Genomic DNA, 18,178 nt, shown 5'->3' with positions numbered 1-18,178 from the left:
CGCCGGGCGGCCGACGCGACCGGCCACGTCAAGGGCAAGGAGGGCACCATGCCTCACCAGGAAATCTACGAGGTGCTCTACACCGAGCCGGCGGCGCAGGACCGTGACCGCCTCGACCCCGCCCGCAGGGCGTCTTTCGACAAGGCCATCGACATACTCGCGCGCGACCCGTACACCGAGCGCTCCCGGTCGATCGGCGTCGGCGAGCAGGACCGGGAGATCCGCCTCACCTCACAGATCGTGGCTGAGTACATGGTGTCGCGAGGTCGTCTGCTCCTTGTCGTCCTTCGGGTGTTCGACGACGCGGACATCCTGCTGGCCGAGGACTGAGACCCGCAGCACCGGCCAGGCCGCCAGTGCGAGCAGCGCGTACGGGGACGCCAGTGCCTGCTGCCACCACGGGAGGTGCAGGTCCAGGTCGCCCTCGTGCGGGAGCAGCCAGAACGTGCGGGCCGCGAAGAGGACGGCCACCGCGGCCGCGACGCGCGGGCGGCCCGCCGCGATCAGGACGGCCGACAGCGGCACGCACCACACCCAGTGGTGCGACCAGCTGATCGGGGAGACCAGCAGCGCCGTGAACGCGGCCAGGAGCAGCGCGCGCGGCTCGTCGGGCGCGCGACGGACCAGCCAGAGCCCGACGACGGCCGCCACGGCCGCCGGGACGGCCCACGCCGCACCCGGCTCCGCGTCGTGCAGGAGCCGCGCGACCAGGCCCTGAAGCGACTGGTTGTCGACGATCCACACCTTGCCGACGCGGCCCGTCTCGAAGATCCGCCGCGTCCAGAAGTCGACGCTCGCGGCGGGCAGCACCAGCGCGCCGAGCAGCACGGTGCCCGCGAACCCGGCGAACGCGACGGCCGCTTCGCGGACGCGCCCCCGCAGCAGGAGGTACACGACGAACACGGCGGGCGTCAGCTTGATGCCGGCCGCGACCCCGACCGCGAAGCCCTTGCCGACGGCGCCGGGCGGCCGGGTCAGGTCCCACAGGACCAGGCAGGCGAGCGCGAGGTTGATCTGGCCGAACAGCACGGTCTGGAAGACGGGTTCGAGCCACAGGGCGAGGGCGGTCGCGGCGCAGAGGAACGGCGCGCGGACGGGGAGACCGGCCAGCTTGCAGGAGAGGCGGACCAGGAGGGCGAGGAGGGCGACGTTGCCGACGAGGAAGACGGTCTTCAGGGCGCCCAGGGGCAGCCAGGTCGTCGGTACGAAGAGGATCGCGGCGAACGGCGGGTAGGTGGCGGGCAGTTCCCACTCGGTGACGGTGAACCCGTACAGGTCGCTGCCGTTGGCGACGGCGGCGCCCTCGGCCCGGTAGACCAGGGTGTCGGCCATCGGGACGTGCTGGACGACGCAGAGACCGGCCAGGGCGGTGAGAGAGACCGCGAGCAGCGTGCGGGCTGCGGTGGGTGAGGGAGTCGTCACGATCCGTGGTTTCACGGCGTGACTTTAGTGGACCGCGGGCTGTGGGCGGCGGAGAACGGGCGGGCGTGCCCCCGGCCGACGGGGCGTCAGCGGGGTCGTACGCCCGCTTCCTCGGCGAACTCACCGAGCACGACGACGCCGAACGCGGCGCTCACGAGGACCTTGGCGGCGCGCAGGGCACCGCCGATGCCGCGCGGGTGCGGGGCGCCGTGCGGCACGGCGCCGGGGTCGGCGGAGGAACAGGCGGACGCGGGGGTGAAGGTGGTTGCGCTCATGTGTCCATGATGGTTTTCGCGCGTCCCCCGCACATCGGCCTGCGGTGCAACCCGCCCCTCGGTCTGGGGTGCAACCTGCGGCGGAGCCCGTACGCCTCAAGACGGAGGCCGCCCCCTAGGGTCTCCGGAGAAGGTACCGTCGAGAGCGCTGGGTACAACCGCGGCGCGTCAACGCAGCCGCCCCGGAGGGGACTTCGTGGGGATCGAGAGCGATCAGCTGGTCTACGACTATCTGAGCCGGGTCGGAGACCTGGCCCAGCAGCGGCAATTGCCGTCGGGCGACCGGATGCGGCTGGTCGCCGAGCTGCGGAACCGGATCGACCGGGGCAGGGACAGGACCGTCGGCGACAACCCCGCCTCCGTCCGCCGCATCCTCGCCCGCCTCGGCACCCCGGAAGAGGTCGTGGAGGCGGCGGGCGGCGCCGCAGGTGACGTGACGAACGACGTACCCGGACACGCGCCGGGTGACGTACCGGGGCGCGCACCAGGTCACGCACCGGGACACGCGCCCGGCGACGTACCCGCGAAACCGCGCGCCCTCCGCGTACCGATGCCCCGCCGCGTCACCACCAGGAAGACACCGGCACCGGAGGCACCCGAGTCCTCCGACGCGTCCCGGATGCCCGACCCGCGCCGCCCGTCCGACCTCTTCGAGGGCGCCGCGCCACCCCACCTCGCGGGCGTCGACGAGTTGGGGCCCAGCGGCTCCCAGCCCGACTGGTGGCGCGTGGACAGCAGCCCGTTCGGCCTCGCCGACAGCGTCCCCGGCTTCGTCGGCGGCATCGAGATCCCCGAACTCCTCAAGTCCCCGCCCAAGGCGGGCGCCAAGAAGGCCCGCGACGAGGAGGCCGAGGACGAGGACGAGGGCGACGAGGAGGAGGGCGACGAGGAGGCCGCGTACGAGGAAGCGGCGGAGGAGCCGGGCCGGCGCCGGTGGCGGCTGCCCCGGGCCCGGACCGCCGTCGGCACGGGCCCCACGTTCAGCAACCCGTTGCTCCTGCTCGCCGCCGCGCTCCTCACCGTCGGCGCGGTCCTCGGCAACCTCGTGGTCCTCGGCGTCGGCTGGCTCATCGCCTACGCCTCGCGCAGGCTCACCCGTACCGAGGTGAAGTTCGCCGTGATCGGGCTGCCGACCCTCGCGGTGGCCGCGGGGATCACCTGGCTGTGGGGCCGGAGCGAGGGGCGCTGGGGCGACCCGATCAGCGAAGGGCACATGAGCGACGCCATCGCCGACACGTGGCCGTGGGTGGTGCGGGGGGCGGCCGTCGCCACCGCGCTGTTCCTGCTGTGGAGGTCGCAGCGGCAACGGTCGTGAACGGCGAGCGGCGACGGCCGTGAGCAGTCCGGCGGCCGTGAGCAGTCTCGTCGCTACTGCCTCTCCCGTTACTTCTTCTTCGTCTTACTTCTTCTTCGTCAGGTCCGCCTGCATCTCGTCCAGGATCCGGTCCGCGGCCGTGTAGCCGATGCCCTGGATCCACAGCTCGTCGTCGACGGTGTGGACGTTGCCGGACTTCACCGCCTTCATGTTCTTCCACAGGCCGCTGCCGACGGTCCGCGTCTCCTTGGACTTCTTCGGATCCCCGTACGTGGAGCGGAAGATGACGTCCGTGTCGGCGAGGTCGATCTTCTCGGGGGACAGGTCGTACGAGAAGCCGTCCTTGGCCTTCGCGGAGATCGGGGCGCGGCCGAGGCCGACGTCCTTGAGGAGGGTGGCGATGTAGCTCTGGTCGCCGTAGAGGCGGATGTCGGCGCCCTCGATGAAGCGCAGGACGTTGACCTCGGTCTGTTCGGCCTTCGCGGGGCCGCCGATGGCGGTGGTGACCTTCTTGGTGTGCGCCGTGTAGTCGGCGACCGCCTTCTTCGCCTCGGCCCGCTTGCCGAGCGCGTCGGCGTGCACCTGGAAGTTCTCCTTCCAGGGATAACCGGTCGTCTCCGTCATGACGGTCGGCGCGATCGCCCTGAGCTGGTCGTACTTGGCGGCGTGCCGGATCTTCGACGTCAGGATGAGGTCGGGCTTCAGGGCGGCGATGGCCTCCATGTTGGGCGTCATCATCTCGCCGACGTCCTTGATGCCGCTGACCTTGTCCTCCGGCAGGTAGCCGAGGAACCCGGACGACGCCTCGACGTGCGTGGAGCCGACCGGTTTCACGCCGAGGGTGATCGCGGAGTCCAGCTCGGCGGTGTCGAGGACGACGACGCGGCGCGGGTGCACGGGCACTTTCACGTCGCCCATGGCCGTCTTCACCGTGTGGGTCTCGCCGGAGCCCGCGGCCGTGTCGCCGGAGTCCGACGAGCCGCAGGCGGTCAGTGCGAGCGCGCAGGTGAGGGCCAGCGAGCCGGTGAGGAGCGCGCGGCGGCGCAGGGGGTGGGGGGCGCGGGAGCGGGGCATGGGGACGCCTTTCATGGGGTCAGGCGGGAGGGGTCGGGCGGGAGGGGGTCGGCTGGGAGAGGGTGGGAGGGGACGGGAGCGGTCGCGGACCAGGGCGCCCCGGGGACGACCAGCGGGGAGCCGGTCACGGGGTCCGGGACCACCACGCACTCCAGGCCGAAGACCTCGCGCACGAGCTCCTCGGTGACGATCTTCGCGGGCGGGCCCTCCGCGACGACCTCGCCCGCCTTCATGGCGACGAGGTGGTCGGCGTAGCGGGCGGCCTGGTTCAGGTCGTGCAGGACGACCACGATCGTGCGGCCGCGTTCGTGGTTCAACTGGCGTACCAGGTCGAGGACTTCCACCTGGTGGGAGATGTCCAGGTAGGTGGTCGGCTCGTCGAGGAGGAGCAGGCCGGTGTCCTGGGCGAGGGCCATCGCGATCCACACGCGCTGGCGCTGGCCGCCCGACAGCTCGTCGACGGGGCGTTCGGCGAGCGGGACGACGTCGGTACGTTCCATCGCCTCCGTCACCGCCTGCTCGTCCGCGTCGGACCACTGCTGCCACCAGCGCTGGTGCGGCTGGCGGCCGCGCGCCACGAGGTCGGCGACGGTGATCGCCTCGGGCGCCACGGGCGTCTGCGGGAGCAGCCCGATCTGCTGGGCGATCTTCTTGGTGGGGAGTGTGGCGAGGGAAGCGCCGTCGAGGAGGACGGCGCCGCTCCTCGGCTTGAGGAGACGGCCGAGGGCCCGCAGTGTCGTGGACTTGCCGCAGGCGTTGGGGCCGACGATCACGGTGACCCTGCCGTCGGGGATCGTGAGGTCGAGGCTCTCGACGACCGTACGGTCCTCGTAGGCGAGGGTCAGCTCGCGGGCCGTCAGGCGGGCGGCGGTCACGACGTGCCTCCGGTGCGGATGGAGCGGCTGTGGACGATGAGCCAGATCAGGTAGGGCGCTCCGACGGCCGCGGTGAGGACGCCGACGGGCAGCTCGGTGGGGGAGAAGAGCCGCCGGGCCAGCAGGTCGGCGAGGACGACGATCAGGGCGCCGAGCAGCGCCGAGCAGAGCAGCGGGAGCTGCGCGGTGCGGGTCAGCCTGCGGGCGGTCTGCGGGGCGAGGAGCGCCACGAAGTCGACGGGGCCCGCGGCGCCGGTCGCCACCGACGCGAGGACGACGCCGAGCAGGACGAGCCCGAGGCGTACGTGGCCGAGGCGCGTCCCGAGGGCCGTCGCCGTGTCGTCGTCCAGGCCCGCGGCGCGCTGGGCGCGGGCCGCCCACAGGACGAAGGGGAGCAGTACGAGCAGGGTCAGGGCGAGGGGGTTCGCCTCGGCCCAGCCGCGGCCGTTCAGGGAGCCCGTCATCCAGATCTGCGCCTGCTGGGCGACGAGGTAGTCGCCCTTGGTCATGAAGAGCGTCGTCACCGAGCGCAGGGCGATGGCGAAGCCGATACCGATGAGGACGAAGCGGGTGGCGTGCAGACCGCCGCGCCACGCGAAGACGTACACGAGGGCGGCCGCGGCGATCCCGCCGAGCACGGACAGGTAGGGCAGGACGGTGTACGAGGTGACGCCGAAGGTCATCGCGCCGACGGTCAGCGCGCTCGCGCCGTGGCTGATGCCGATGATGTCGGGGCTGGCGAGGGGGTTGCGGGCGACGGTCTGGATGAGTGCGCCCGCCACCCCGAACGCGGCGCCGACGAGCAGGCCGAGGACCATGCGGGGTTCGCGGAGCGTGCCGACGACCAGCTCGTCGGGGGAGGGCTGCCCGAGGACGACCTTCAGGGCCTCGGCGGGGTGGACGAAGGACTCACCGACACAGAGGTACGTGAGACAGCTCGCGGCGAGCAGCAGGGCGAGCGCCACGGCGACGGCGGCGGCCCTGCGGTGCACGAGGAAGGCGGCGCGACGCACCCGCAGCACCGCGTAACCGGCGGGCCGGACCCGGACCTTCTCCCGGTCCCGGACCGGGGCGACGGCGCTCACGCGGCCACCGCCTTCTTGCCGCGGACGAGCGTCACGAGGAACGGCACCCCGATGAGCGCGGTCATCACCCCTGCGGGCACCTCGCCGGGCGGGAAGACGATCCGCCCGACGGTGTCGGAGACCAGCAGCATCACGGGCCCGATGAGGGCGGCGAGCGGCAGCACCCAGCGGTGGTCGCCGCCGATGAGCGCGCGGGCGATGTGCGGGACGGCCAGGCCGATGAAGGCGATGGGGCCCGCGGCGGCCACGCCCGCGGCGGTGAGGACGGTCGCGCCGAGCCCGCCGACGATCCGTACCGCCGCGACGTTCTGGCCGATGCCCTTCGCGACGTCCTCGCCGAGCGCGAGCGCGTCCAGGCCGCGGGCGACCGCGAGGACGAGCAGCAGGCCCACGAGCAGGAACGGCCAGATCCGGCCGACGATGTCGGAGTCGCGGCCGGAGAGCGAGCCGACCTGCCAGAACCGGAACTCGTCGAGCGCGGACGCCTTCGTGGTGAGGACACCGGTGGTGACGGAGACGAGCAGCGCGTTGATGGCGGCGCCGCCGAGCGCGAGCTTCACGGGTGTCGCGCCGCCCCGGCCGCCGGACGCGATGGCGTGGACGGCGACGGACGCGAGCCCGGCCCCGGCGAACGCCCACCAGACGTATCCGGTGAGGGTGTGGACTCCGGCGTAGGCGATGGCGAGGACGACGGCGACGGAGGCGCCCTGGCTGATGCCGAGGATGCCGGGGTCGGCGATGGGGTTGCGGGTGATGCCCTGGAGGACGGTGCCGGCCAGTGCGAGGGAGGCGCCGACGAGTACGCCGGTCACGGTGCGCGGGAGCCGCATCTTGCGTATCACTTCCGCCGAGTTGCCGTGCCCGCCGTGCAGCAGCGCGTCGAACACGGCGGACGGCGCGATGGCGCGGGCGCCGACGGCGAGGCTGAGCAGGACGGCGAGGAGCAGGGCCACGACGGCCGCCGTCAGGACGGTGACGCGTCGGACGGGCAGTGACGGTCGGACGGGCGCAGGCGGTCGGACGGGCACAGACATCGGCCGGGCTCGTTTCACCGGGAGGTAAGGGTGGGCTAAGTCTAGGGGCGGGCGGGGTGCCCGCCCTCGGCACAATGGGGCGCATGACTGCACACACGCTGACCGTCGGCTTCGACCTCGACATGACCCTGATCGACTCCCGGCCCGGCATCAAGGCCGCCTATCAGGCGCTTTCCGCGAGGACGGGGACGTACGTCGACGCCGACCTGGCGGTCACGCGGCTCGGCCCGCCGCTGGAGGAGGAACTGCGGAACTGGTTCCCCGAGGAGGAGATCGCGGAGACGGGTGACCTCTACCGCGAGATCTACACCACACACGCCATCGAGCCGACCCTCGCGATGGCGGGCGCTCGCGAGGCCATAGCGGCGGTGCACGCGCACGGCGGCCGCGCGATCGTGGTGACCGCCAAGCACGAGCCCAACGCGAAGCTGCACCTGTCGCACCTCGGCATCGAGGCCGACGCCGTCATCGGCTGGCTGTGGGCGGAGGCGAAGGCGCAGGCGCTGCGCGAGCATGACGCGACGGTGTACGTCGGGGACCACACCGGTGATGTACGCGGCGCGCGTACGGCGGGCGCGCTCTCCGTGGCGGTGGCGACCGGACCGTGCGACGCAGCGGAACTGCGCGCGGCGGGCGCCGACGTCGTCCTCGGCGGCCTGGCGGAGTTCCCGGCGTGGCTGGACGCGTACGTGGCGGGGCAGGCCGTCAACTAGCGCGGGACGACGTCAGCCAGTGCCGGACCTGGCCTGCCGTCGTTGGAAGGCGATGCCGCGCAGCACCCCGATCCCCGCGATGAGGAACCCGACGCCCATCAGCATGCACACCGCGTACGCGATGGACGGAAAGGGATCGGTGCCCAGGAACAGCGGGGCCACCGTGACCAGTGTGGCCACGGCTCCGACGAAGAAGACGATTGCTCCGGTCCGGACCATTCCGTCGCCGGGCCCGGTGGAATTCGCTTGGGTTTTGTCACGCACCCGACCAGGGTAGTTCCCAGCGCGAAGGAAGAATCCGGGGACGTCTTGTCACCGGCCCACGGACCAATAGTCTTGGTTCCTGGCGGGTCGGGCGACCCGCTGTAGTGCTATCCAGAGCCGTTTTCGCCCGTCGTTCCCCGACGGGCGGACCCGGCACAGACGAGTACGACGAGTACGAGGACGAGGACTTCACGTGCCTACCGGCAAGGTCAAGTGGTTCAACAGCGAGAAGGGCTTCGGCTTTCTCTCCCGCGACGACGGCGGCGACGTCTTCGTGCATTCCTCAGTACTGCCCGCCGGCGTCGACACACTCAAGCCAGGCCAGCGCGTCGAATTCGGCGTCGTCGCGGGACAACGCGGTGACCAGGCCCTTTCCGTGGCGATTCTCGACCCCACGCCGTCGGTGGCGGCCGCGCAGCGGCGGAAACCGGATGAACTGGCGTCGATCGTCCAGGATTTGACGACCCTGCTCGAAAACATCACACCCATGCTGGAAAAGGGCCGCTACCCCGACAAGGCGTCCGGCGCGAAGATCGCGGGGCTGCTGCGGGCGGTCGCGGACCAGCTGGACGTGTAGAGCCGGGGCGCCGCTTGTTCTCCCTCGCGGCGCCTGCGGCGGCTCAAGTCCCGCTAGGGAAACGACAGAGCGTCCGGGCCGAGGGGCGGTATGAGTCCCTCGGCCGCGGCGCGCGTCAGCAGTCCGCGGACCGCCGCGTAGCCGTTCTCGCCGAGGTCGGCCGTGAACTCGTTGACGTAGAGACCGATGTGCTGGTCCGCCACCGCCGGGTCCATCTCCTGGGCGTGCTCGAGTACGTACGGACGCGAGGCCTCCGGATCGTCCCACGCCATCCGCACCGAGGTGCGGGCGGCGTCGGCGAGGGAGCGCAGCCGCTCCGCGCCCAGCGACCGCTTCGCGATGATCGCGCCCAGCGGGATCGGCAGACCCGTCGTGGACTCCCAGTGCTCGCCCATGTCGGCGAGGCAGTGCAGACCGTAGTTCTGGTACGTGAAGCGCGCCTCGTGGATGACCAGGCCCGCGTCGACCCTGCCGTCGCGCACCGCGGGCATGATCTGGTCGAAGGGCAGCACCACGATCTCACCGACGCCGCCGCCGGCGCCGCCGTCTCCGCCGCCGGACAGCGTGTCCGCGGCCCAGAGGCGGAAGAGCAGGTACGCCGTCGACTTCTCGCTGGGCACGGCGACCGTCTTGCCGGTCAGGTCGACACCCGGCTCCCGGGTCAGGACGAGCGGCCCGCAGCCACGCCCGAGCGCGCCGCCGCAGGGCAGCAGCGCGAAGGTGTCGAGGACGTACGGCAGCACGGCGTACGACACCTTCAGGACGTCCAGGTCGGACGTCTCGGCGGCGGACGCGGCGCGCTCCGCGATGCCGTTCGTGATGTCGATGTCGGCGAACGTGACGTCGAGGGCGGGCGCACCCGGCACCCGGCCGTGCGCCCACGCGTCGAAGACGAACGTGTCGTTGGGGCAGGGCGAGTACGCAATGCGGAGGGGGCGGTCGATGGGGGCCGCGGGGTTATCGGTCATGTGTGGTGCAACTCCTCAGTACCGGCGCGAACTTCCCGAACGCGTCGCTCAGCGCGGCCAGCGCGTCGCCGATCCGCCAGGCCGCACGGTCGCGCGGGCCCACGGGATTGGAGACCGCGCGGACCTCGATGACGGGCAGGCCGTGCAGTACGGCGGCCTCGGCGACACCGAAACCCTCCATCGCCTCGGCCAGGGCACGGGGGTGCCGCAACCGCAGGGCGGCGGCACGCTCGGCGGAGCCGGTCACGGTGGAGACGGTGAGGACGGTGCCGGTCGCGGCACCGCAGGCGTCGGCCAGCTCCCGTACGAGGGAAGGCGGCGGACGGTGGGTGACAGCGCCGAACCCCAGCTCGGTGACGGGCGCGAACCCCTCGGGGGTCTCGGCGCCCAGATCGGCGACGGTGATCTCGTCGGCGACGACGAGGGAGCCGACGGGCGCGGCGGGCAGGAAGCCGCCGCCGATACCGGCCGACACGACGAGGGTGTAGGGCCGCCCCTCGGCGGCGGCACGGGCGAGTGCGGTCGCCGTGCCCGCGGCGGCGGCCGCGGGGCCGACGCCGACGGCGAGGGTGTCGAAGGCGGGTGCCTCCGACAGCGCTCCGGCCACCGCGTCCCGTTCGGCAGGGACGGCGGTGGCCACGAGGACGCGTGGGGCGGGCGCGGCGTGCGGAGCGGGCGCGGCGTGCGGGGTCAGGTCAGGAGTCCTTCTCGAACTTGAACGACCACAGGCCCGTCGCCTTGGACTCCGAGCCCTTGCCGCCCTCGAGGAGGCTGACGGTCGACTTGTTGCCGCCACCGCCGTACTGCTGGTTGAAGAAGACGCTGCCCGGGATGACGACGTACGTCTTCTTGCTGGCCTCGGTCAGCGGCTGACCGTTCATCAGCAGGGTCCAGCCCTTCTCGGCCACCTCCGGGTCGACGCCGAAGCGGACCTTCTCGTCCGGGTCGATCTTCACGGACTTGACGTCCTTGTCCTGGAGGCAGGACTTGATCTGCGCCTCCTTCAGCTCCTCGCCGTCGTTGTAGCAGGACGCTTCGGTGTTCACCGAGTCGCTGCCGACGGTGACGGTGGCGAGCGGCGTCGGCTTGTCGCAGGCCGAGAGGACGAGGAGTCCGGCGGAGACGGCGCCAAGAGCGGCCGCGGTGCGGCGGCGGCGCGCCGCGCTGTTCACATTCGCGGCTCCGCCGCGGAGCAGGGAGGTCATGGGCGAAGGCTATCGGGCGCGCCGGGGGGTGCTGTTACGCGGGGGGCTTGGGCGTGCCGTTCGGGGTGGGGGAGGGGTGGGGGAGATGTGTAGGGGAGATGTGGGGGGGGGGGGGGGGGGGGGTGGGTCAGAGGACTCGGGGGCGGGGGCCCGCTCGGCGGGATGACGCGAGGAGGCCTCGTACGGTCGACAGCCAGCCCACCGCCACGATGCCCGCGGCCACCGAGAGCCCCAGCGTCCCGATCAGTGGCAGTGCGATGCCGATGCCGCCGCCGACCACCCACGCCATCTGGAGCAGCGTCTCGGAACGGGCGAACGCGGACGTGCGGACCTGCTCCGGGACGTCCCGCTGCAGCAGCGCGTCCAGGGACAGCTTCGACAGGGCCTGCGCGAACCCCGCGCAGGCGCCGAGACACGCGACGCCCACCGCCCCGAAGAACAGCGCGGACGTGATCGCCACGCCGAGCACCACCGCGACCACCGTCACGATGATCAGCTCCGGCGCGCGCGACTTCAGCCACGCGCCGACCGCCGTGCCCAGCGCGTTGCCCGCGCCCGCCGACACGCCCACTATGCCGAGCGACACCGCCGCGCTCTGGCCCGCGAGCGGATGCTCCCTCAGCAGGAACGCCAGGAAGAAGATGAGGAACCCGGAGAGACAGCGCAGTGACGCGTTCGCGGCCAGGGCGTGGGTGACGGCGGGGCCGACCGTACGTAGCCCGAGGCGTCGTTTGCGGGACGTGTCGGAGGCCGCCTCGGCGCGGGCGTGCAGATGCAGGTGCTCCTCGTCCGCGGCGAGCAGCGCCTTGCTCTCGCCCTTCGACGAGTCCACCTTGTGCGGCAGCGAGAACGACAGGAGCATCCCCGATACGAAGATCACGAAGGCGCCGAACAGCGGCCATCGTGGACCGACCATCTGTAGCCCCGCGCCCATCGGCGCCGCGACGGCCGTCGCGAGCAGGCCGCCGAGCGTGACCCGGGAGTTGGCCTTGACCAGGGAGAACCCTGGTGGAAGGAGGCGCGGCACGACCGCGCTTCTCACTACTCCGTACGCCTTCGACGCGACCAGCACGCCGAGCGCTGCCGGGTACAGCTCCACGCTGCCCGACACGACCGCGCCCGACAGGACGAGCGCGAGCAGGGCCCGTGCCAGCATCGCGCCCGCCATCGCGGCGCGGCGGCCGTGCGGCAGGCGGTCGAGGAGCGGGCCGATGACGGGGGCGAGGAGCGTGAACGGCGCCATCGTGATCGCCAGGTACAGCGCGACGCGGCCGCGGGCCTCGTCCGTCGGCACCGAGAAGAACACGGTCGAGGCGAGCGCGACGGTGATCATGACGTCGCCCGCGCCGTTCACGGCGTGCAGCTCGATCAGCTTGCCGAGCCCCGACTCACCCGCTCCGTGGGCGTGGGTGGCCTTGCGGATGCCGCGGGCGGTGCCGGTGAACGGGAGGTGGAGGGCGCGGCCGAGCGCGCGGGCGGTCCGTCTCGCCGGGCCTGGCGAGACTGTTCCTGCGGGCATCGTCCTGGTGGGGGCCACCCCGTCATAGTGCCCTGTTGGGGGGGCCACTAGTACGGATACTGGCTGTGAGCCCGTGGCGGCGTCTCTCCGCCGCTCCGCGGCGGGGGTGGGGTGGTTGCCCCGCGCCGCCGGGCGCAGGCGCTTCGCCGCTCCGCGGCGGGGGTAGGGGTGGTTGCTCCGCGCCGCCGGGCGCGGGTGCTTCGCCGCTTCGCGGCGGTTTTCCCTCCCGCCCGCCCGTTTACCCCGCACCGCAGGGTGGGCGTAGTGCTTCGCCGCTTCGCGGCGGCCGGTGGGGTGGTTGCTCCGCGCCGTCGGGCGCGGGTGCTTCGCCGCTTCGCGGCGGGGGTGGGGTGGTTGCTCCGCGCCGTCGGGCGCGGGTGCTTCGCCGCTTCGCGGCGGGGGTGGGGTGGTTGCTCCGCGCCGTCGGGCGCGGGTGCTTCGCCGCTTCGCGGCGGTTTTCCCTCCCGCCCGCCCGTTTACCCTGCACCGCAAGGTGGGCGCAGTGCCGCGCCGCTTCGCGGCGGGGTGGGTTTTTTGGGCGTCCACCCGATTGCCTCGCGCCGAGCGTTTCCGGGGGGATGGGGGCCGCAGGGGTGGGTTTCGGGCGGGTGTGTGGGGGGTTTGCGGGTGCGTGGGGGAGCGGAACGGCGCGTGGTGGCGTACGTCGGTGTAGGCCCAGGGGCCAGGAGAAGGTAGCGTGCGTAGCGCGCCTGCGGCGGTTGTTCTTGGCCGCGCGCCTCTCGGTCATCCCGCAGAATGGGTGACGTAGGCGCGCCCCGGAACGTCGGGCGCGGACGTTGACGCGGCCCTCTGGTCCGCTCCGTCCGCACCCCCGCGTAAAGGTGGCGCACTCGTGAGACGGCGTAGGAGAGAAGCGATACTTGTGAGCGCAGCGACAACGCGAAGCCGTACCCCGCGCACCCCGCGTACCCCCGACCGCCTCTGCGCCGAGGCGGTGGGCCTGGCACGTGCCGCGGCCGAGGAGGCCGCCGCGCCCGGTGTGGTCGGTGAGCATGTCGAGGTCGTCGTCGAGGGCGACCGCGTCGTCACGCACTTGTTCGAGTGCAAGGAATTCGGCTACCGGGGCTGGCGCTGGGCCGTGACGGTGGCCCGCGCCTCGCGGGCGAAGGTCGTCACCCTCGACGAGACCGTGCTGCTGCCGGGCCCCGACGCGCTCCTCGCCCCCGAGTGGGTGCCGTGGAGCGAGCGGCTCCGGCCCGGCGACATGGGTCCCGGTGACCTGCTGCCGACCGATGCCGAGGATCTGCGCCTCGAACCCGGGTACTCCGGTGAGGAGGAGCCGCCGCCGAACTCCGTCGTGTCGCAGGAGATGGCCGAGCTCGTCGAGGCCGAGGACGCGGAGGTGACGGCGGGGCCGCCCGCCGAGCTGCCCGTCCCGCCCGCCCGCGGCTCCATCGCGGCGGTCGCCGAGGAACTCGGCATGCGCAGGGAGAGGGTCCTTTCGCGGTACGGGCTGCATGTCGCGGCGGACCGCTGGGACGAGGCGTACGGAGCGAAGACCCCGATGGCGCAGGCGGCGCCGGCGGCGTGCGTCAGCTGTGGGTTCCTCGTGCGGATCGGCGGCTCGCTCGGGCAGGCGTTCGGTATCTGCGGCAACGAGTTCGGGCCCGCGGACGGGCATGTCGTGTCGCTGTCGTACGGGTGCGGAGGGCACTCGGAGGCCGCGGTCATGCCGAAGCCGCCGCGTCCGGCGCCGCCCGTCCTCGACGAGACCCGCGTGGACGTACTGCCGCTGCGGCCCGGGGCCGACTCCGGCTCCGTCAGCGCGGAGGGCCCCGGCGAGGACCTCGGCCACTCCTAGCCCCCCGGGGCACGCCAGTCCGACGGGGCACGCTAGTCCGTGACGAAAGGCGCGTAACCGACCGGGACCTCGCTGACCTCCAGGTCGGAGAAGACCAGCGTCAGGTCGTGCGCGTCGGTCTCGACGCGCACCTCGTGGAAGTCGATGCCGATCTCCTTCGACCAGCGGTCGGCCGCCTTCGAATTCCGGACCGGCTCCGCTCCGGGGTACATGGCGTGGCACTTCACGCCCCAGACATACCCGCCGAGGTCCGGATCGGCGTTCTCGTGGTCCAGGAGACGGTCGTCCAGCGATTCCCGCCAGGTCCCGGCGGCCACGGACGTCTCGCAGCGGGCCTCGACGCAGTACCGGAAGAGGTAGCGCAGGTAGGCCGGGGGTATGCCGGTGCGCGGGTCGGCCGTCGCGTAGATGATGAGCTCGTAGTCGCGCATGTAGTTCGTGTATCCGTGGTGCACGACGGCGTGGTCGAACGTCTCTTCCAGTTGCTGTTCGAGCAGAGCGGTGTCCATGCCTGCTTTCTATCCCACCTGACGAGCCGGTCGGCAGCGGGTTTCGCCGGGGCCGTCCGCCCCCCGGCCCCCCTCCCCGGACGCGATAGCGTTCGCCCGCAAGCACGTCGCTCCACCCCATGCACGTCCCATCCCCCAGAGGAGACAGTCGACCGTGAGCAAGACCGTGCGGCCGGCGGCCGAGGGTACGGATCCCTTCGGCACCGCCCGCCTCCGCCGCGGAGTACTCGACGCATGGGCCGCTGCCCCGGCCCGTTTCCGTGAGGACGCCAACGCCGAGGAGGACCTCGCCCTCGGCGGGTACCGCGACCGCCTCGTCGTCGAGCTCGCGCAGAACGCCTCGGACGCCGCCGCCCGCGCGGGCGTCCCCGGCCGCCTCGCGTTGACGCTGCGCGGCGGCGTCCTCGCCGCGGCCAACAGCGGCGCCCCCCTCGACGCCACCGGCGTCGAGTCCCTCTCCACCCTCCGCGCCTCCGCGAAGCGGGAGTCGCGAGGGGCGCCCACAGACACCGCCACCACCCCCGGCGCCGTCGGCCGCTTCGGCGTCGGCTTCGCCGCCGTGCTCGCCGTCTCCGACGAGCCCGCCGTCGTCGGACGCACCGGCGGCGTCCGCTGGTCGCTGTCCGAGGCGCGGGAACTGGCCGCGGAGACCGCCCGGTTCAGTCCGGGTCTCGGGGACGAGGTGCGGCGCCGTGACGGTCACGTGCCGCTGCTCCGCCTCCCCTTCGCCGCCGAGGGCTCCGCCCCCGACGGCTACGACACCGTCGTCATCCTGCCGCTGCGCGACGCCGCCGCGGAGGACCTCGTGGCCCGGCTCCTCGACGGCGTCGACGACGCGCTGCTCCTCGCCCTGCCGGGGCTCGCGGAGGTCGGCATCGAGACCCCGGACGGGACGACGCGCACGCTGCGCCGCCGTACCGAAGCCCCGTACACCGTCATCGAAGACAGCCGCGACGGCACCACCCGCTGGCGCACCGTCAGCAGGCAGGGGCCGATCGAGGCCGCCCTCCTGAAGGACAGGCCCGTCGAGGAACGGCTGCGCCCGCACTGGTCGGTGACGTGGGCCGTGCCCACGGGGGCCGACGGCGCGCCCGAGCGGCCGGTCACCAGTCCCGTCGTGCACGCGCCGACGCCGAGCGACGAGCCGCTGGACGTACCGGCGCTGCTCATCGCCTCGTTCCCGCTGGACACCGCACGTCGGCACGCCGCTCCAGGGCCGCTCACCGACTTCCTGGTGGAGCGGGCCGCGGACGCGTACGTCGAACTGCTCGCCGACTGGCGGCCGGTCGCCGAGGGGATCATCTCCCTCGTGCCGGGGCCGCTCGGCAAGAGCGAGCTGGACGGCGCGCTGCGCCGGGGCATCCTGGACCGGCTGCCCCGTACCGCCTTCCTGCCGCCCGCGCTGCCCCGCGCCGAGGGCGACGAGGACGAGCTGCCGGAGGCGCTGCGGCCGCGGGACGCGGAGGTCGTGGAGGGCGCGGGCGCCGAGACGGTCCGGGTCCTCGCCGAGGTGCTGCCGTGTCTGCTGCCCGCGGGGCTCGAGCGCCGCGCCGAGCTGCGCACGCTGGGCGTGGCGCGGATCGCGCTGACGGAGGCGGTGGACCGGCTCGCGGGTCTTGAGCGGGAGCCCGGCTGGTGGCGGCGGCTGTACGACACGCTGGCCGGGGTCGACCCGGACCGGCTCTCAGGGCTGCCGGTGCCGCTGGCGGGCGGGCCTTCCCCGTCGTCCGCGCGCACGCTTGAGCCCGAGGAGGAGTTGGCTTCGCGGGAAGGGTCCCGTGTCGCGCGTACCACCATCGGGCCCCGTCAGGTCCTTCTCCCCGCCCCCGGCGGTGCTGACGGGCACGGCAGTGACGGGCACGGCGATGGCGTCGGCCCCGCCGCCCCCGCCGTCCTCGCCCGCCTCGGGCTGAAGATCGCCCACCCGGACGCCGTCCACCCGCTCCTGGAGAAGCTCGGCGCGCTGCCCGCCACGCCCCGCGCCGTCCTCACGACGCCGCAGGTCCGTGCCGCCGTGGCCGCGTCGCTGGACGACGACACGTGGGACGAGGACGCCCTGGACGCCGAGGAGTTGGCGGACGTCGTCCTCGCGCTCGTGCGGGACGCGAACCTGTCGCCCGGCGACGAGCCGTGGCTGGCCGCGCTCGCGTTGCCCGACGAGGACGGCGAGCTCGCCCCGGCCGGTGAACTCGTGCTGCCGGGCAGCGACTTCGCGCAGGTCATGCGGGACGACGAACTGGCGCTCGCCGACCAGGAGCTGGCCGACCGGTGGGGCGAGCAGCCGCTCGCCGCGTGCGGTGTGCTCGCCGGGTTCGCTCTCGTACGGGCCACGGACGTCGTCCTGGACCCCGATGAACTGGAGCCCCGTGACGGGGACTTCCCCGAGCCGGACGACGCGGGTCTGCTGGACGCCGTGGACGTGTGGTGCGAGGACGTCCTCGACCGGCTGCCCGACACGCCGGTGCCGCCGGTGGCGACCGAGATCGTCGCCGTGCGGGACCTCGACCTGGTCGACGACGACTGCTGGCCGCAGGCCCTCGCGATGCTGTCGCGTCCGCCGCTGCGGGACGCGCTGACGCAGCCGCTGCGGGTGCTGCTGCCGGACGGGACGACGGAGACGGTCCGCTCGTACACGGCGTGGTGGCTGCGCGGGCATCCGGTCCTCGGCGGCCGCCGTCCCGCGGGGCTGCGGGCGGAGGGCGGCGATCCGCTGCTCGTCGGCCTGTACGACGCCGCGGACGCGTCCGGCTTCGAGGACGAGCAGGTCCTCCGGGCGCTGGGCGTGCGGACGTCGGTGAGCGCCCTGCTGGCCGAGCCGGGCGGCGCGGCCGAGCTGCTCGACCGGCTGGCGGACCCGGAGCGGCCCGTTTCCGCGGCCCAGCTCCACGCGCTGTACGGGGCGCTCGCCGACCTCGACCCGGAGCAGGTGACGCTCCCGGACGAGCTGCGCGCGGTGGTGGACGGCGAGGTCGTGGTGGTCGACGCGGCGGACGCGGTGGTCGCCGACGCCCCCGACCTGCTGCCGCTGGCCGACGGCGTGGCGCTGCTGCCGGTGCAGCCGGGCCGGGCGGCGGACCTGGCGGAGCTGTTCCAGGTGCGGCGGCTCAGTGAGACGGCGGCCGTGGAGCCGTCGGGGGAGGGCGTCGAGCACGACGTTCCCGAGTCGGTGCGGATCCTGCTGGGGGACGGTACGCCGGAGACGTACGTGGAGTACGACGAGCTGGTCGCGGGCGGCGTGGAGCTGGACTGGCGCCGCACGCCGGACGGCGCGGTGCACGCGGCGACGCTGGAGGGCGTGGCGGCCGGGCTCGCCTGGGCGGCGGGCCAGTGGCCGCGCCGCTTCGAGGTGGCGGCGCTGCTCGAAGATCCCTCACGCACGGAGGAGCTGGCGCGGGACCGCTGGTTCGACTGAGGGGCGGCCCTTTCCGGGCGGGTGATGTGACGTGGTCATATTTTCTTCACATCGTGTACAACCACTCGCCCCTGTCGAGAGTCTGATCTTGGGAGTCAACAGACTCCTA

The 18,178-nt window shown here is 73.1% G+C and carries 18 protein-coding genes; 6 read left to right on the top strand and 12 right to left on the bottom strand.

The annotated features are described in order from the left end of the window. The first annotated feature begins 48 nt into the window (after window positions 1–48). Complete coding sequence (locus NOO62_RS18075; protein WP_268771926.1) at window positions 49–330, top strand: hypothetical protein; 282 nt, start codon at window positions 49–51, stop codon at window positions 328–330. On the opposite strand, the gene NOO62_RS18070 is transcribed toward NOO62_RS18075, so the two are convergent. Both NOO62_RS18070 and NOO62_RS18065 read right to left on the bottom strand, forming a co-directional pair. Further along, window positions 232–1,389: a glycosyltransferase 87 family protein gene (locus tag NOO62_RS18070; protein WP_268775674.1), complete on the bottom strand. Its 1,158-nt coding sequence runs from the start codon at window positions 1,387–1,389 to the stop codon at window positions 232–234. The genes NOO62_RS18075 and NOO62_RS18070 overlap by 99 nt on opposite strands. Window positions 1,390–1,508: 119 nt before the next feature. Further along, the gene (locus NOO62_RS18065; protein WP_268771925.1) at window positions 1,509–1,697 is read right to left on the bottom strand and encodes a hypothetical protein; all 189 of its coding nucleotides are present in this window, start codon (window positions 1,695–1,697) and stop codon (window positions 1,509–1,511) included. Between the two features lie 196 nt (window positions 1,698–1,893). On the opposite strand from NOO62_RS18065, the gene NOO62_RS18060 reads away from it, so the two are divergent. Beyond that, complete coding sequence (locus NOO62_RS18060; RefSeq protein WP_268771924.1) at window positions 1,894–3,012, top strand: HAAS signaling domain-containing protein; 1,119 nt, start codon at window positions 1,894–1,896, stop codon at window positions 3,010–3,012. Between the two features lie 84 nt (window positions 3,013–3,096). Here the strand turns inward: NOO62_RS18060 and NOO62_RS18055 are convergent, their stop codons facing one another. The 4 genes from NOO62_RS18055 to NOO62_RS18040 are packed head-to-tail and all read right to left on the bottom strand — an operon-like array spanning window position 3,097 to window position 7,080. Further along, on the bottom strand, window positions 3,097–4,086 hold the full coding sequence (locus NOO62_RS18055; protein ID WP_268771923.1) for an ABC transporter substrate-binding protein: 990 nt from the start codon (window positions 4,084–4,086) through the stop codon (window positions 3,097–3,099). Between the two features lie 11 nt (window positions 4,087–4,097). Then, window positions 4,098–4,961, bottom strand: coding sequence for an ABC transporter ATP-binding protein (locus NOO62_RS18050; protein ID WP_268771922.1), 864 nt, complete (start codon window positions 4,959–4,961; stop codon window positions 4,098–4,100). Beyond that, the gene (locus NOO62_RS18045) at window positions 4,958–6,046 is read right to left on the bottom strand and encodes a FecCD family ABC transporter permease (RefSeq protein WP_268771921.1); all 1,089 of its coding nucleotides are present in this window, start codon (window positions 6,044–6,046) and stop codon (window positions 4,958–4,960) included. The genes NOO62_RS18050 and NOO62_RS18045 overlap by 4 nt, the downstream gene beginning before the upstream one ends. Beyond that, complete coding sequence (locus NOO62_RS18040) at window positions 6,043–7,080, bottom strand: FecCD family ABC transporter permease (RefSeq protein WP_268771920.1); 1,038 nt, start codon at window positions 7,078–7,080, stop codon at window positions 6,043–6,045. The genes NOO62_RS18045 and NOO62_RS18040 overlap by 4 nt, the downstream gene beginning before the upstream one ends. Window positions 7,081–7,163: 83 nt before the next feature. On the opposite strand from NOO62_RS18040, the gene NOO62_RS18035 reads away from it, so the two are divergent. Next, window positions 7,164–7,793 carry an HAD family hydrolase gene (locus NOO62_RS18035; protein ID WP_268771919.1) on the top strand — a complete coding sequence of 210 codons (630 nt, stop codon included), beginning with the start codon at window positions 7,164–7,166 and terminating at the stop codon, window positions 7,791–7,793. 12 nt (window positions 7,794–7,805) lie between these two features. Here NOO62_RS18035 and NOO62_RS18030 read toward each other — a convergent pair whose 3' ends face one another. Beyond that, window positions 7,806–8,057, bottom strand: coding sequence for a hypothetical protein (locus tag NOO62_RS18030; protein WP_268771918.1), 252 nt, complete (start codon window positions 8,055–8,057; stop codon window positions 7,806–7,808). 193 nt (window positions 8,058–8,250) lie between these two features. Between NOO62_RS18030 and NOO62_RS39125 the strand changes: the two genes are divergently transcribed. Beyond that, a complete protein-coding gene (locus tag NOO62_RS39125; protein ID WP_076685560.1) occupies window positions 8,251–8,634 on the top strand; it encodes a cold-shock protein in 384 nt (127 codons plus the stop codon). Window positions 8,635–8,687: 53 nt separating this feature from the next. Here NOO62_RS39125 and NOO62_RS18020 read toward each other — a convergent pair whose 3' ends face one another. The 4 genes from NOO62_RS18020 to NOO62_RS18005 all read right to left on the bottom strand — a co-directional run bounded on the left by NOO62_RS18020 (window position 8,688) and on the right by NOO62_RS18005 (window position 12,326). Beyond that, window positions 8,688–9,602, bottom strand: a complete 915-nt coding sequence (locus NOO62_RS18020) for a 1,4-dihydroxy-6-naphthoate synthase (protein ID WP_268771917.1) — start codon at window positions 9,600–9,602, stop codon at window positions 8,688–8,690. Beyond that, window positions 9,592–10,242 carry a futalosine hydrolase gene (locus NOO62_RS18015; protein ID WP_268771916.1) on the bottom strand — a complete coding sequence of 217 codons (651 nt, stop codon included), beginning with the start codon at window positions 10,240–10,242 and terminating at the stop codon, window positions 9,592–9,594. Before NOO62_RS18015 ends, NOO62_RS18020 begins: the two co-directional genes overlap by 11 nt. Before the next feature lie 55 nt (window positions 10,243–10,297). Continuing rightward, complete coding sequence (locus tag NOO62_RS18010) at window positions 10,298–10,807, bottom strand: DUF2771 domain-containing protein (RefSeq protein ID WP_268771915.1); 510 nt, start codon at window positions 10,805–10,807, stop codon at window positions 10,298–10,300. Window positions 10,808–10,934: 127 nt separating this feature from the next. Further along, complete coding sequence (locus NOO62_RS18005; protein WP_268771914.1) at window positions 10,935–12,326, bottom strand: MFS transporter; 1,392 nt, start codon at window positions 12,324–12,326, stop codon at window positions 10,935–10,937. An 883-nt stretch (window positions 12,327–13,209) separates the two neighbouring features. Between NOO62_RS18005 and NOO62_RS18000 the strand changes: the two genes are divergently transcribed. Then, window positions 13,210–14,148: a DUF3027 domain-containing protein gene (locus tag NOO62_RS18000; protein ID WP_268771913.1), complete on the top strand. Its 939-nt coding sequence runs from the start codon at window positions 13,210–13,212 to the stop codon at window positions 14,146–14,148. Between the two features lie 32 nt (window positions 14,149–14,180). Here NOO62_RS18000 and NOO62_RS17995 read toward each other — a convergent pair whose 3' ends face one another. Further along, window positions 14,181–14,657 (bottom strand): hypothetical protein, encoded by a 477-nt coding sequence (locus tag NOO62_RS17995; RefSeq protein WP_268771912.1) that lies wholly within the window; start codon window positions 14,655–14,657, stop codon window positions 14,181–14,183. Window positions 14,658–14,811: 154 nt separating this feature from the next. Between NOO62_RS17995 and NOO62_RS17990 the strand changes: the two genes are divergently transcribed. Then, window positions 14,812–18,069 carry a sacsin N-terminal ATP-binding-like domain-containing protein gene (locus NOO62_RS17990; protein ID WP_268771911.1) on the top strand — a complete coding sequence of 1,086 codons (3,258 nt, stop codon included), beginning with the start codon at window positions 14,812–14,814 and terminating at the stop codon, window positions 18,067–18,069. Window positions 18,070–18,178: the final 109 nt, after the last annotated feature.

This window comes from Streptomyces sp. Je 1-369 (assembly GCF_026810505.1).
Taxonomy (GTDB): domain Bacteria; phylum Actinomycetota; class Actinomycetes; order Streptomycetales; family Streptomycetaceae; genus Streptomyces.
Note: the sequence above shows the minus strand (reverse complement) of the source record. Positions and strands in the feature narration are given on the sequence as shown.